10 protein-coding genes are annotated in these 13,522 nt (G+C 66.7%); 7 read left to right on the top strand and 3 right to left on the bottom strand.

Annotated features, from left to right (window positions below):
- Positions 1 to 178 precede the first annotated feature (178 nt).
- The 4 genes from C5F46_RS00870 (at position 179) to C5F46_RS00885 (ending at position 6,837) form a co-directional block, all read left to right on the top strand.
- Complete coding sequence (locus C5F46_RS00870; protein WP_235820037.1) at positions 179 to 1,099, top strand: alpha/beta hydrolase; 921 nt, start codon at positions 179 to 181, stop codon at positions 1,097 to 1,099.
- A 236-nt stretch (positions 1,100 to 1,335) separates the two neighbouring features.
- Positions 1,336 to 2,529 carry an efflux RND transporter periplasmic adaptor subunit gene (locus tag C5F46_RS00875; protein ID WP_107323461.1) on the top strand — a complete coding sequence of 398 codons (1,194 nt, stop codon included), beginning with the start codon at positions 1,336 to 1,338 and terminating at the stop codon, positions 2,527 to 2,529.
- Between the two features lie 11 nt (positions 2,530 to 2,540).
- A complete protein-coding gene (locus C5F46_RS00880; protein WP_107323462.1) occupies positions 2,541 to 5,789 on the top strand; it encodes an efflux RND transporter permease subunit in 3,249 nt (1,082 codons plus the stop codon).
- A gap of 88 nt (positions 5,790 to 5,877) precedes the next feature.
- Complete coding sequence (locus tag C5F46_RS00885) at positions 5,878 to 6,837, top strand: DMT family transporter (protein WP_107323463.1); 960 nt, start codon at positions 5,878 to 5,880, stop codon at positions 6,835 to 6,837.
- Here C5F46_RS00885 and C5F46_RS00890 read toward each other — a convergent pair.
- Positions 6,740 to 7,417 (bottom strand): thiamine diphosphokinase, encoded by a 678-nt coding sequence (locus tag C5F46_RS00890; RefSeq protein WP_107323464.1) that lies wholly within the window; start codon positions 7,415 to 7,417, stop codon positions 6,740 to 6,742. The genes C5F46_RS00885 and C5F46_RS00890 overlap by 98 nt on opposite strands.
- A 143-nt stretch (positions 7,418 to 7,560) precedes the next feature.
- Between C5F46_RS00890 and C5F46_RS00895 the strand changes: the two genes are divergently transcribed.
- Positions 7,561 to 9,591, top strand: a complete 2,031-nt coding sequence (locus C5F46_RS00895) for a hypothetical protein (RefSeq protein WP_133618320.1) — start codon at positions 7,561 to 7,563, stop codon at positions 9,589 to 9,591.
- A gap of 31 nt (positions 9,592 to 9,622) precedes the next feature.
- On the opposite strand, the gene C5F46_RS00900 is transcribed toward C5F46_RS00895, so the two are convergent.
- Entirely contained in the window at positions 9,623 to 9,883 is a 261-nt protein-coding gene (locus C5F46_RS00900) for a DUF2842 domain-containing protein (protein ID WP_107323466.1), read from the bottom strand.
- Positions 9,883 to 11,175: an adenylosuccinate synthase gene (locus C5F46_RS00905; RefSeq protein WP_107323494.1), complete on the bottom strand. Its 1,293-nt coding sequence runs from the start codon at positions 11,173 to 11,175 to the stop codon at positions 9,883 to 9,885. The genes C5F46_RS00900 and C5F46_RS00905 overlap by 1 nt, the downstream gene beginning before the upstream one ends.
- A 204-nt stretch (positions 11,176 to 11,379) precedes the next feature.
- Here C5F46_RS00905 and secG point away from each other — a divergent pair, with 204 nt between their 5' ends.
- Both secG and C5F46_RS00915 read left to right on the top strand, forming a co-directional pair.
- Entirely contained in the window at positions 11,380 to 11,727 is a 348-nt protein-coding gene (gene secG, locus C5F46_RS00910) for a preprotein translocase subunit SecG (protein WP_107323467.1), read from the top strand.
- A 151-nt stretch (positions 11,728 to 11,878) separates the two neighbouring features.
- Positions 11,879 to 13,522 (top strand): CTP synthase, encoded by a 1,644-nt coding sequence (locus C5F46_RS00915; protein WP_107323468.1) that lies wholly within the window; start codon positions 11,879 to 11,881, stop codon positions 13,520 to 13,522.

Here is a 13,522-nt window from a genome sequence, read left to right on the forward strand (position 1 = left end):
TGCACAAGGCAACCATGCCGACGTGCACACCGGAACCGGCGCGACCGGCACAGCCTGGCCCTAGCTCGCGCCCCGGCGGGGCGGAATGCCATGACCTGAATCAAGCGCCGCAAGCGCGGGCCGCAGGCGGGCACGGATCGCTTTACTCCGCAGCCGCATGGGCGCACACAGGCCGCGCATGGCTACCGGGGGAACGATGGGCACCGAAATCTCGATTCTGGCTTTGGCGGTGGCCGCGCTTTTGGCGGCACGGGCGCTGGTGCATCATGCCTTGCTGCGCGGCCTGCGCGCGCCGCGCCTGCCGCATGATCTGGGGCCCGACGATCTGGGCCTTGACCCGGCGCTGGTGCGCGAGGTGCAGATCACCGGCCCGCGCGACAAGACCCTGTTTGGCTGGCTGATTGCCCCGGCGGGGGCGGCGCCGGGGCCGCGGCCTGCGGTGCTGGTGATGCATGGCTGGGGCGCCAATGCCGCGATGATGTGGCCGGTGGTGCCGCCGTTGCAGGCAGCGGGCTATGCCGTGCTGTTGCTGGATGCGCGCTGTCACGGGCGCAGCGATGACGAGGCCTTTACCTCGATGCCGCGCTTTGCCGAGGATATCGCGGCGGGCCTTGCCTTTTTGCGCCGCCAGCCCGGCATCGCGCCGGACCGGATCGCGGCTCTGGGCCATTCGGTCGGGGCGGCGGCGGTGCTGCTGCATGCGGCGCGCGCGGGCGATCTGTGCGCGGTGATCAGCCTGTCGGCCTTTGCCCACCCGCGCGAGGTGATGCGCCGCTGGATGGCCGAATATCGCATCCCCTACCCCGTCATCGGCTGGTATGTGCTGCGCCACGTCCAGCGGGTGATCGGAGCCACCTTTGACGAAATCGCGCCGCTGGCCAGCATCCGGCGGGTGCAATGCCCGGTGCTGCTGGTGCATGGGCGCGACGACACCACCGCCCCCTTTGACGATGCATTGCGGCTGCAAGCGGCGGCGCCCCATGCCACGCTGCTGGAAGTGGCGGGCGATCATGACCTGCGCACGGCGCTGGCGCCTCATGTGGCCACCCTGGTCGGGTTTCTGGATGCCGCCTGCCACGAGGCACAGACGCGGCGCTGATCCCGCGCCGGCCGGACCGGCACCGCACTCAGCCAGACAAAATGCCGCAGCCACATCAGGCCCGGCAGACGGTCGTGCATTCTGGCCACATCACGCCATCCCGCGTGCTGCGCAAGCGAGAAGAAGTGATCCCCGCGCGCGCAAGATTCTGCTAAAACGATGCAACCGCGACTTGCGCGCGCGCACAGGGCGCCTACACGTTGTTAGATAAAGTTATGAGAATGTAAGGGTCTTCCATGCGCTACCCCTCGCTGATTGTCGCCGCAGCCCTTGCCGTCGCGCTGCCGCTTCTGGCCCCGGCCCCGCTGCGCGCGCAAACGGCAGTTCCGGCGCAGCAACCGGCAGACCATCCGGCAATCAGCGTCTCGGCGGTTCAACGGCTGCCGTTGCGCGACCGGGTGATCGCCTCGGGGCTGGTGGGGCCGGTGGAACGGGTCGTGGTGCAGCCCGAGGTCGAGGGCCAGGCCATTGAGCTGCTGGCTGCCGAGGTGGGCGACAGCGTCGCCGCGGGGCAGGTTCTGGCCCGGCTTTCGGTGGCGGCGCTGACCTTGCAAAAGGGCCAGCTTCTGGCCTCACGCGCCAGTGCAGCAGCCTCGATCGCGCAGGCCGAGGCGCAACTGGTCGAGGCCGAAGCCGCCGCCGCCGAGGCCCGCCGCGTCAGCCTGCGCAGCGCCGCACTCAGCGATCAGGGCGTGACATCGTCGGCTGCGGCCGATCAGGCGGCCGCCAATGCCGAGGCTACGGCGGCGCGCGTCAGCGTGGCCAGGCAGGGGCTGGAGGTGGCGCGCGCGCAGGCCGCCGTGGTCGAGGCGCAGGTCGCCAATATCGAATTGCAACTGGCGCGCACCGAGGTGCGGGCGCCGGTGGCGGGGCTGGTGCTGGAACGCAACGCGACGCGGGGTGCCATCGCCAGCGGCGCAGGCGCGCCGATGTTCGTGCTGGCGCGCGATGGCGCGCTGGAATTGCAGGCCGATGTGGCCGAACAAGAGGTGATGCGTCTTGCCCCCGGCCAGCCCGCCAGCATGACTGCGGTGGGCACTCGGGCGGCGCTGCCGGGCCATGTCCGGCTGGTCGAGCCGGGCATCGACAGCGCCACCCGGCTGGGCCGGGTGCGGGTTGCGGTGGATCAGCCGGAGCAGGTGCGGTCGGGGATGTTCCTGCAAGCCGAAATTCTGGTCAGTGAACGCATGGCGCTGGCGGTGCCGGTAACCGCCGTGGGCGCCAGTGCCGAAGGCGCCACCGTGATGCGGGTGCATGACGGCATCGTCACCCGCACGCCGGTGGTGACCGGGGTGCGCGACGGCGGCATGGTCGAAATTCTGTCGGGGCTGTTCGAGAGCGATCTGGTGGTGACCAAGGCCGCCGCCTTTGTGCGCGATGGCGACCGCATCACTCCGGTGCCTGCGGCCTCCGCCGCAGCGGTGAACTGAGAGGCGCTGCGATGAATTTCTCCGCCTGGTCGATCCGCAATCCGATTGCCCCGATCCTTGCCTTTGTGATGTTGATGGTGCTGGGCTGGCAATCCTTCACCTCGCTGCCGATCACCCGGTTTCCCAATATCGACGTGCCTCTGGTGGCGGTCAGCGTGGCCCAGTCGGGCGCCGCCCCGGCCGAGATGGAAACCCAGATCACCAAGGAAATCGAGGATGCCGTGGCCGGCATCACCGGGGTCAAGAACATCGTCTCGTCCGTGGTGGACGGCATGTCCACCACCGCGGTGGAATTCCGTATGGAAGTGCCCACCGACAAGGCCGTGCAGGATGTGAAGGACGCCATCGACCAGATCCGCGGCGACCTGCCCGGCGATATCGAGGCGCCGATCGTGACCCGGATCGACGTCGAGGGTCAGGCGATCATGACCTTTGCCGTTTCGGCCCCGGCGCTGTCGATTGCCGAACTGTCGTGGTTTGTCGATGACACCATCATCCGCGCCTTGCAGGGCCGCCCCGGCATCGGCCGGGTGGACCGCTACGGCGGTGCCGACCGTGAAATTCTGGTGGAACTTGATCCGGTGCGGCTGGACAGCTTCGGCATCACTGCGGCGGCAGTGAACGCGCAACTGCGCGCCACCAACACCGATCTGGGCGCCGGGCGCACCGAACTGGGCCTTGCCGAGCAGGCGATCCGCACGCTGGGCGATGCCGCCACCGCCGACCGGCTGGCCGCCACCACCATCGCGCTGCCCTCGGGGCGGTTCGTCCGGCTGTCGGATCTGGGCCGCGTGACCGACACGCATGAGGAACTGCGCTCGTTCTCGCGCTATGACGGCGAGCAGGTGGTCAGTTTCGCGGTGTTCCGTGCCAAGGGCGCATCCGAGGTCAGCGTGGCCGAAACCGTGAACGCCACGCTGGACACGCTGCGCAAGGCCAACCCCGAGGTGGCGATCACGCTGGTTGACGAGACCGTGTTCTACACGCTGGGCAACTATGAGGCCGCCCTGCACACCCTGCTGGAGGGGGCGCTTCTGGCGGTGCTGGTGGTGCTGGCTTTCCTGAAGAACTGGCGCGCAACGGCGATTGCCGCGGTGGCGCTTCCTCTGTCGGCGGTGCCCACCTTTTTCCTGATGGACCTGCTGGGCTTTTCGCTCAACCTCGTGTCGTTGCTGGCGATCACGCTGGCCACCGGGATTCTGGTCGATGACGCCATCGTCGAGATCGAGAATATCGCCCGCCATATCCGCATGGGCAAGACCCCGTTCCGGGCCGCGATCGAGGCCGCAGATGAAATCGGGCTGGCGGTGATCGCCACCTCGATGACGATTGTCGCGGTGTTCGTGCCGGTGTCGTTCATGCCGGGGATCCCGGGCCAGTATTTCAGCCAATTCGGCCTGACGGTCGCGATTTCGGTCATCTTTTCGCTGCTGGTGGCGCGGCTGATCACGCCGATGATGGCCGCCTATCTGATGCGCGATGCCGACGCCGAGGAAGAGCATGGCCGCGACGGGCCGGTAATGCGGTTCTATCTGCGGCTGGTGCAGGTCAGCACGCGGCTGCGCTATGTCACGCTGGCCGTGGCCATCGGCGTTCTGGCGGTGTCACTCTTTTACATGATGCGGATACCGGGCAGCTTCATGCCCTCGGAAGATGTCAGCCGCATCCCGATCAGCGTGGAACTGCCGCCCGGCGCCAGCCTCGACGAAACCGCGCGCACCACGCGCGCAATCGAGACCGCCATCGCCGATATCGAGGGCGTCGCCAATATCTTTACCCAGGGCGGCGCCTCGCCCACGGGCGAGCGCGATGTGCGCCGTGCCTCGGTCACGGTGCTGCTGGACAAGCTGGATCATTCGCTGCTGCGGCGGGTTGCCGAAATCGGCCAGTCGATTCCGGTTCTGGGCGCGCTGGTGCCCGAGGTGGCCTCGACCGGGCGGATGCGCCCGCAAGACCAGATCGAGGCCGAGGTCTTTGCCCGGCTGCGGGCCATTCCCGATGTGCGGGCGTTCAAGCTGAACGACCGCGGCCAGCGCGATATCTCGTTTTCGGTGCTGTCGTCGAACGAGGCCGACCTGAACCTTGCCGTGGCGCGGCTGGAAACCGCGCTGCGCGGCGAGCCGCTGCTGGCCGAGGTTTCATCCGAAGGGGCGCTGCCCCGCCCCGAGGTGCAGATCACACCGCGCGCCGATGTGGCGGCACGGCTGGGGATCACGGCGGCGCAGATTGCGCAGACGGTGCGGGTGGCGACCATCGGCGATACCGACGCGGCGCTGGCCAAGCTGGCGATTGACAACCGCCTGGTGCCGGTCCGGGTGCGGCTGGCAGAAACAGCGCGCGATGATCTGGCGCGGCTGGGCGCCTTGCGGCTGGCCACGGCGCAGGGCGGCACGGTGCCGTTGTCGGCGGTGGCCGATATTGCCATTGCCGAAGGCCCCAGCATGGTTGACCGGCTGAACCGCGAACGCCGCGCCACCATCGGCGCCAACCTGCCGGTGGGCGTGGCACTGGGCACCGCCACCGACCGCTTCAAGGAAATCACCGCCAGCGTCGATCTGCCGGCGAGCGTACGGCTTGCCGAGGCAGGCGATGCCGAGGTGCAGGCCGAGTTGATGACCAGTTTCGCCCGCGCCATGATTCTGGGGCTGATGCTGGTGCTGACGGTGCTGATCTTGCTGTTCGGCTCGGTGATCCAGCCGTTCACCATCCTGTTCTCGTTGCCGCTGGCCATCGGCGGGGTCGCCGCCGCGCTGATCCTGACTGGCAATGCGGTGTCGATGCCGGTGCTGATCGGCATTCTGATGCTGATGGGGATCGTCACCAAGAACGCCATCCTGCTGGTCGATTTCGCCATCGAACGGATGCAGCAGGGCCTTGGCCGGATGGAGGCGGTGCTGGATGCCGGCCACAAGCGCGCGCGCCCGATCGTGATGACCTCGATCGCCATGTCGGCGGGGATGCTGCCCTCGGCGCTGGGGGTGGGCGAAGGCGGGCCGTTCCGTGCGCCCATGGCGATTGCGGTGATCGGCGGGATCATCGTTTCGACCGTTCTCAGCCTTGTCGTGGTGCCGTCGTTCTTTCTGATCATGGATGACCTGTCGCGGCTACTGGCACGGATCTTTGGCCGTCTGGTTGGCAAGGGCGAGGCTGAACCCGCCACCACCGACCCGCTGGCGAACGACATCGCCGCGCTGGAGGGCCGGGTGTTTGAACTGGAACAGCCGCAGCACCCCCCTGCCCCGCGCCATGTCGCCGAGTAGCCCCTGACTGCGCCGCGCTGAACCGGGCCGCCTGCGGAACGTCGCTTTCAGGATGGACGGCCCCGCGGCGCCGGGGTAGCCCCGGCCCATGACCCAGACCGACCGCATCCTTCCCGGCGTGGCGCTGATGATCGCCTTTTGCATCATCGCACCGCTGATCGACGTCTCCTCGAAACTCGCCGCGGCCGCGGTGCCGGTGGGCATTGTCACGCTGGGCCGGTTCATCGTGCAGGCGGCGCTGATGGCGCCCATCGTGCTGCTGATGCGGCTGGACTGGCGCATGAGCCCGCGGGTGCTGTTGCTGACCACGCTGCGCGCGCTGTGTTCGATCGGCTCGACCTATACCTTCGTGGCGGCGGTGCAGGCGATGCCGATCGCCGATGCGCTGGCCATCGCCTTTGTGGAACCCTTCATCATCTTGCTGATCGGCAAGCTGGTCTTGGGCGAACAGGTCGGGCTGCGGCGGCTGGGCGCCTCGGTGGTGGGGTTTGTGGGGGCGCTGTTCGTGATCCAGCCCTCGTTCGCGGTGTTCGGGCCGGTGGCGCTGTTTCCGCTGGGCACGGCGTTTTTCTTTGCGCTCTACATGCTGATCACCCGCCGCCTGTCGCGCGACATGCATTCGGTCACGATGCAGTTGCACACCGCGCTGATCGCAGCACCGATTTGCCTGCCGCTGCTGATTGCGGGCGACGCGCTGGGGGCGCCATCGCTGGCACTGGTGGCGCCGCAGGGCATTTTCTGGCTGTGGGTGTTCTGTGTCGGGTTGACCGCAACGATCAGCCACATGGCGCTGACCTACGCGCTGGCCTTGGCGCCCTCGTCTACCCTGGCGCCGCTGCATTATCTGGAAATCGTCACCGCCACGTTGTTCGGCTATCTGGTGTTTGGCGATTTTCCCAATCCGCTGACCTGGGTGGGGATCGGCATCATCGTGGCCTCGGGGCTATATGTCATTCACCGCGAACGGGTGGTGGCAGCCGCAGCCCGGCCAGCGCCACATCCAGACACCGCCGCGGCAGCAGCACCAGAAGCGGCCCCGAAGCGGTGATCTGCACCGGCCCCGTCGCCTCGTTCGATGTGCCGATCCGCCCCGCAGGTGCCAGCGCCAGCCCCTCGATCGGCCAGCGCAGCCCGGTGCTGCGGCCCCGCACCCGGCCCATCGGGTAAAGCGACAGCCGCGTGCCCGGTGCCAGATCCAGCGCCAGTTCGGCAGGCGCGCGAAAGGCCACATCCTCGGAACCGATCAGCACAACGGTCTGGTGTGGTCGCGCCGCCAGTTCGCTGAGCGCAGCCAGCGTGTGATCCAGCCGCCCCCCCGAAAACCCCAGCGCCAGATAAAACGGCGCGGCCACATGGCGCAGACATTTGCCAAAGTCGGTGCTGTCTTGTTCGGCGATGGGATGCAACCTCTCCGGCGCAATCGCCGCGCGCGCCGCCGGACTGATCGAATCGAAATCGCCGATCACCGCCTCGGGCATGTGACCAAGGGCAAGCGCCCGGTCGGCGCCACCATCCGCGGCCACAAGACAAGGCGCCAGCGCAAGGGCCTGCGCCAGATCAGAAGCCCCGACCCTGGCCCCACCAAGCAGTGTAACCCCTTTATTTGATTTGATAATATATCTGCTCATAGATCCCCGTTGGTGGCAGCTTCCGCGCCCGATTATAACCCGGATCGTGGAAAATTCCTTGTTATTGCCTTATTCCGTTCACGCTAAAGCACCAGTTCGACCACAGTCTGGGCGGGTCGTTCCCGAGAGAAGGCAGGTGTTGAATGGTCGTCGCAAGTAAAATTCTTACCGTTTCCTACGGAACCTTTTCCTGCACGCTGGAAGGATTCGATGACCCGTTCTCGACGATGAAGGCGATTGCGGAGTATTTCCGGGATCTGGCCTCCGAAGACCGCTATTTTGGCGCAGAACCGCCCACGCCGGATGCCGAAATGCTGAACCGCATTGCCGAGCGCGAGATTCAGCGCCGCGTCGAAACACGCTTCAGCGAAACCGGTATCGTGCTGCGCGCACAGGAAATTCTGGCGCCCGAAGTGGCCGTGGCAGAGCCTGTTGCCGCAGCCGTCGTCGCGCCTGCCGCGCCCGAAGTGGCCGCAGAATCCGCCGTTCTGCCCGATGCGCGGGAACAGGTCGAAGAAGATGCCATCGCGGCCAAGCTGGCGCGGATCAGGGCTGCCGTTTCCGAATCGCAGCGGCTGGCTGCCGAGGTCGCCGAACTGGCGCCCGCGGAAGCCATGGCCGAGATGACCTCAGAGGAACCGGCCTCCGAGCAGACGGTTGCGCTGGCCGCTGATGCCACCGAGGAACCGTCACCCGACACCAGCCCCGAGATCGAAGCTGCCGTGCTGGAAGCTGCCGCCGAGCCTGAGGCCGAAGCGGACGAGTCGCTCTTGCTGTCGGTGCTGACCGCGGTCAGCGACCAGCCCGAACCGGTTGAAGTGGAGCCGACACAACTGATCGGTGCAGAGCCCGAGACCGACCCTGCCCTGCTGGCCGCGGCCAGCGCCCCCGTGCCCGATGATCTGAGCCAGCGCGCCCAGCGCCGCGCGGCCCGCGTGGCCCGCGGCCTGAGCCTGACCGCCGTCACCGATGCGGCAACCGAGGCAGAATTGCCCGCGTTCAAAGCCGCCCTGTTTGAAGAAACCCGGATCGACGCGCCCGAGATCGAAGAAATCGCCGCCGAAGCGCCCGAAACGGTCGTCGCCGATGACCTGCCCGAAATGCCCGGCGATGATGCCCTGACCGCTGACGATGCCTTTGCGATGCAGGGCGCGGATGATCTGGGGCTTCAGATCCTGATGCCCGAGAGCGACGCCGAGGTGGCGAAAGTTGATGCCGAGGTGGTGCAAGCCGACCCCGAAGCCGAGGCCCAGGACGATGCCGCGCAGATCGCCGCGACCATTGCCGCGCTGATGCCCCAGTCGGCCACCGCCGAACCGCAAGCCGCGCCGGCGGTCATCGCCGAAGTGGCGCCCGAAGATGCGGTGCCCGACCAGGCAGCAGATGCCGAGCCGGTGCTTGTTCTGCGCCCCAGCCGCCCCGTGGATGCAGAACCCGCCGAGGCCGATCTGTCGCGGCTGCTGTCGGAAACCAATTCCAAGCTGGAAGGGTCCGAAAGCCGACGCCGGTTTTCGGCAATCGCGCATCTGAAGGCGGCTGTGGCCGCCACGCTGGCCGAACGTCGGCTGGGCGGTGCCAAGCCCGAATCCGAACCCGAATCCGATCTGGGCAATTACCGCAAAGACCTGTCGCAGGCGGTGCGCCCGCGCACGGCCCCGGTGGAAACCAAGGCCGCCACGCCACGCCCGGCCCGGCCCGAACAGCGACCCGCGCCGCTGGTTTTGGTGTCGGAACAGCGCATCGACCGCTCGGGCGAGACGCTGGCGCCCGCCACCGCGCTGATCCGGCCGCGCCGGGTCAGTGCGGCGATGCTGGCCCACCCCGCCGCCCCCACCATCGTTGCCATGGATGACGACGACGACGACACCCCGCTGTCGCCCGCCGAAGCGAAAAACTTTGCCGATTTTGCCGAAAGCCTGGGCGCCTCGGGACTGGCCGACCTGCTGGAAGCGGCGGCGGCCTATACCTCAAGCGTCGAGGGGCGGCCGCATTTCTCGCGCCCGCAGATCATCAAAAAGGTGGTCGCCGTCGCGCAGGACAACGGATATTCTCGCGAAGACGGGCTGCGCTCGTTCGGGATGCTGCTGCGTCATGGCAAGATCGCCAAGGTCAAGCGCGGCCAGTTTGCCATCACCTCGGCCTCGCGGTTTTACACCACGGCCCGCCGCGCCTGAGGCGCGGCGCACCGTTCATATCCGCCTCGGATCAACCGGCGTCGCGCGTGCGATCGCCGGTTTTTTCTGCCTGAGGGTCGGGCTGCCCCACCCCCCGAAACACCGCCTTGAACGGCAATATCCAGATCACGCCAAGGGCCAGATAAACCAGCACCTCGGCCCAGATCGGCAGGCGGCCCCAGGTCCGGTCAAACCAGTTCACCGCCGTCACCGCGGCTGCCACATAAAGCGGCATCCCGACCAGGAGGATCAGAAGCGCAAGCCGCCGACGCGTTTTATACCCGAGTGCCATCAGTCTGCGAACGGATCAGTGACAAGGATGGTGTCATCGCGTTCCGGGCTGGTGGACAGCATAGCGACCGGACACTGGATCAGTTCCTCGATCCGGCGGACGTATTTGATCGCCGCAGCAGGCAGTTCGGCCCAGCTGCGCGCGCCCTGGGTGCTTTCGCTCCAGCCGTCCATTTCCTCGTAGATCGGGACAACCCGTGCCTGCAATGCGGCGGCGGTGGGCAGGTAGTCATAGCGCACCCCGTCGATTTCATAGCCCACGCAGATTTTCAGCGTCTTGAACCCGTCGAGCACGTCGAGTTTCGTCAGCGCGATGCCGTTCACGCCGGAAATCGCGCAGGTCTGGCGCACCAGAACCGCATCGAACCAGCCGCAGCGCCGCTTGCGCCCCGTGACGGTGCCAAATTCATGGCCGCGTTCGCCCAGGCGCTGGCCGTCCTCGTCCAGCAGTTCGGTCGGGAACGGGCCTTCGCCGACGCGGGTGGTGTAGGCCTTGACGATGCCCAGCACAAAGCCGATGGCCGAAGGGCCAAGCCCGGTGCCAGTGGCGGCCATCCCCGACATGGTGGTGGACGAGGTGACGTAAGGGTAGGTGCCAAAGTCGATATCAAGCAGGCTGCCCTGCGCACCCTCGAACAGGATGCGCTTGCCCGCGCGCCGCATCTCGCCCAGCACTTTCCAGACCGGGGCGGCATAGGGCAGCAGTTTCGGCGCGATTTCCAGCAGTTTTTCGGTCAGTTCGGCGCGGTCGATCGGGGTGGCCCCCAGCCCCTGACGCAACGCGTCGTGATGGGCCAGAAGCCGGTCCAGCCGCGCCTCAAGCGTGTCGCGGTCGGCCAGATCAGCCACGCGGATCACGCGGCGGCCCACCTTGTCTTCATAGGCCGGGCCGATGCCGCGACCGGTGGTGCCGATCTTCGCCTTGCCCGCCGCGTCCTCGCGCAGCTTGTCCAGATCCTGATGCAGCGGCAGGATCAGCGGGGTATTTTCGGCGATCATCAGGTTGTCGGTCGAAATCGCCACCCCCTGCGCCGCCAGCTTGTCAATTTCCGTGAACAGCGCCCAGGGGTCCAGCACGACCCCGTTGCCGATCACCGCCAGCTTGCCCGCCCGCACGATGCCCGAGGGCAGCAGCGACAGCTTGAACACCTTGCCGCCGATGACCAGCGTATGGCCCGCGTTATGGCCCCCCTGAAAGCGCGCGATCACATCGGCGCGTTCCGACAGCCAGTCAACGATCTTGCCCTTCCCCTCGTCGCCCCATTGGGCGCCGACGACGACGACATTGGCCATGTGCTTCTCCTCGGCTTGCAAACCGCGCACCATATAGCGGGGCTGGCGCCGGGGGGAAACCGGTTTTTCAGCATTGCCCGTCCGCGGCGGTCAATTCTGCCTGGCACGACCGCCCCCCGGGGGCCGGGCGGGTCGAAACGGCCTTGCACGAGGCGCGCCATACGCCTAGATAGCCGTGTCCGAATGCAGCAAGGCTTGAGGCCAATGGAAAACATCATTCTCACCGTCCACCTGATCCTTGCGCTTTTGCTGATCGGCGTGGTGCTGCTGCAACGCTCGGAAGGCGGCGGTCTGGGCATGGGAGGTGGCGGCGTTGTGTCGGGCCGGGCTGCGGCCAATGCGCTGTCGCGGCTGACGTGGATCTTTGCGATCGCCTTCATCGCCACCTCGCTGGCGCTGACCGTGGTCGCCGCGCGCAAGGCCTCGACCGGCTCGGTCGTCGATCTGCCGGGGGCCGAGGCGCCCTTGGCACCGCTGGTGCCTGCGCTTCCCGAGGTGGAATTGCCGCCCGCCCCCACCGATGCGCCGCTGGCGCCGCCGCCAGTGGAATGACCCACAAAGTTTAGGCATCGCCCCGAAACTTTCCTCAACTGCTTGCGGTCCGTTGCGGGGGGCCGCCGAATCTGATAAGCATCGACTCCCGTGATGCAGGGTCTGACGGCCCTGAGGCATTTGTTTTGAACCGATCACGGGGGCATCCTGCATGGCGCGATACGTTTTCATCACCGGCGGCGTGGTGTCCTCTCTGGGCAAGGGCCTGGCCTCGGCCGCGCTGGGGGCGCTGTTGCAGGCGCGCGGCTTTTCGGTGCGACTGCGCAAGCTCGACCCCTATCTGAACGTCGATCCCGGCACGATGAGCCCGTTTGAACATGGCGAGGTTTTCGTCACCGACGACGGCGCCGAAACGGATCTGGACCTTGGCCATTACGAACGTTTCACCGGGGTTTCGGCGCGCAAGACCGACAGCGTGTCTTCGGGGCGGATCTATTCCAACGTCCTGGAAAAAGAGCGCCGCGGCGCCTATCTGGGCAAGACCATTCAGGTCATCCCGCACGTCACCAATGAAATCAAGGACTTCCTCGCCATCGGCGAGGATGAGGTCGATTTCATGCTGTGTGAGATCGGCGGCACCGTGGGCGATATCGAGGGCCTGCCATTCTTCGAGGCGATCCGCCAGTTCGCGCAGGACCGCCCGCGCGGCCAGTGCATCTTCATGCATCTGACGCTGTTGCCCTATCTGGCGGCCTCGGGTGAATTGAAAACGAAACCCACGCAGCATTCGGTCAAGGAACTGCGATCGATCGGGATTGCGCCCGACGTTCTGGTATGCCGGTCGGAACATCCCATTCCGGAAAAGGAACGCGCCAAGATCGCGCTGTTTTGCAACGTGCGCCCCGATGCGGTGATCCCGGCCTATGACCTGAGCACGATCTACGAGGCGCCGCTGGCCTATCACCGCGCAGGCCTGGATCAGGCGGTGCTGGACGCCTTTGGCATCAGCCCCGCCCCGCGCCCCGACATGTCGCGCTGGGAAGACGTCATGGACCGGCTGACCCATGCCGAGGGCGAGGTGCGGGTGGCCATCGTCGGCAAATACGTCCAATTGGAAGACGCCTACAAATCGATCGCCGAGGCCCTGACCCATGGCGGCATGGCCAACCGGGTCAAGGTCAAGGCCGAATGGATCGACGCCGAGATCTTTGAGCGCGAAGACCCGACGCCTTGGCTGCAAGGCTTTCACGCGATCCTGGTGCCCGGCGGCTTTGGCGAACGCGGCACCGAGGGCAAGATCCGCGCCGCTCAATTCGCCCGCGAAAAGGGCGTGCCCTATCTGGGCATCTGCCTGGGGATGCAGATGGCGGTGATCGAGGCGGCGCGCAATCTGGCGGGCATCACCAATGCCGGGTCCGAGGAATTTGACCACGAAGCCGGCGCCAAACGCTTCACCCCGGTCGTCTATCATCTGAAAGAATGGGTGCAGGGCAACCACAAGGTCGAACGCAAGCTGGGCGATGACAAGGGCGGCACGATGCGGCTGGGCGCCTATTCCGCAGCCCTTACGCCCGGATCGCGCGTGGCCGAGGTCTATGGCACCACCGAGATCGAGGAGCGCCACCGCCACCGCTACGAGGTGGATGTGGCTTACCGCGACAAGCTGGAAGCCTGCGGGCTGGTGTTTTCGGGCATGTCGCCCGATGGCCGCCTGCCCGAGATCGTGGAACACAAGGGCCATCCGTGGTTCATCGGCGTGCAGTTCCACCCCGAGCTGAAATCGAAACCCTTTGCGCCGCACCCGCTGTTTGCGGGCTTCATCAAGGCCGCAAAGGAGATGGACCGGCTGGTCTGA

Source organism: Phaeovulum veldkampii DSM 11550 (assembly GCF_003034995.1).
Lineage (GTDB): Bacteria > Pseudomonadota > Alphaproteobacteria > Rhodobacterales > Rhodobacteraceae > Phaeovulum > Phaeovulum veldkampii.

Excerpts from the sequence above, each read along its gene's own strand:
- C5F46_RS00870 (WP_235820037.1), top strand. The coding sequence starts at position 179 with ATGGCTACCGGGGGAACGATGGGCACCGAAATCTCGATTCTGGCTTTG.
- C5F46_RS00875 (WP_107323461.1), top strand. The coding sequence starts at position 1,336 with ATGCGCTACCCCTCGCTGATTGTCGCCGCAGCCCTTGCCGTCGCGCTG.
- C5F46_RS00880 (WP_107323462.1), top strand. The coding sequence starts at position 2,541 with ATGAATTTCTCCGCCTGGTCGATCCGCAATCCGATTGCCCCGATCCTT.
- C5F46_RS00885 (WP_107323463.1), top strand. The coding sequence starts at position 5,878 with ATGACCCAGACCGACCGCATCCTTCCCGGCGTGGCGCTGATGATCGCC.
- C5F46_RS00890 (WP_107323464.1), bottom strand. The coding sequence starts at position 7,417 with ATGAGCAGATATATTATCAAATCAAATAAAGGGGTTACACTGCTTGGT.
- C5F46_RS00895 (WP_133618320.1), top strand. The coding sequence starts at position 7,561 with ATGGTCGTCGCAAGTAAAATTCTTACCGTTTCCTACGGAACCTTTTCC.
- C5F46_RS00900 (WP_107323466.1), bottom strand. The coding sequence starts at position 9,883 with ATGGCACTCGGGTATAAAACGCGTCGGCGGCTTGCGCTTCTGATCCTC.
- C5F46_RS00905 (WP_107323494.1), bottom strand. The coding sequence starts at position 11,175 with ATGGCCAATGTCGTCGTCGTCGGCGCCCAATGGGGCGACGAGGGGAAG.
- secG (WP_107323467.1), top strand. The coding sequence starts at position 11,380 with ATGGAAAACATCATTCTCACCGTCCACCTGATCCTTGCGCTTTTGCTG.
- C5F46_RS00915 (WP_107323468.1), top strand. The coding sequence starts at position 11,879 with ATGGCGCGATACGTTTTCATCACCGGCGGCGTGGTGTCCTCTCTGGGC.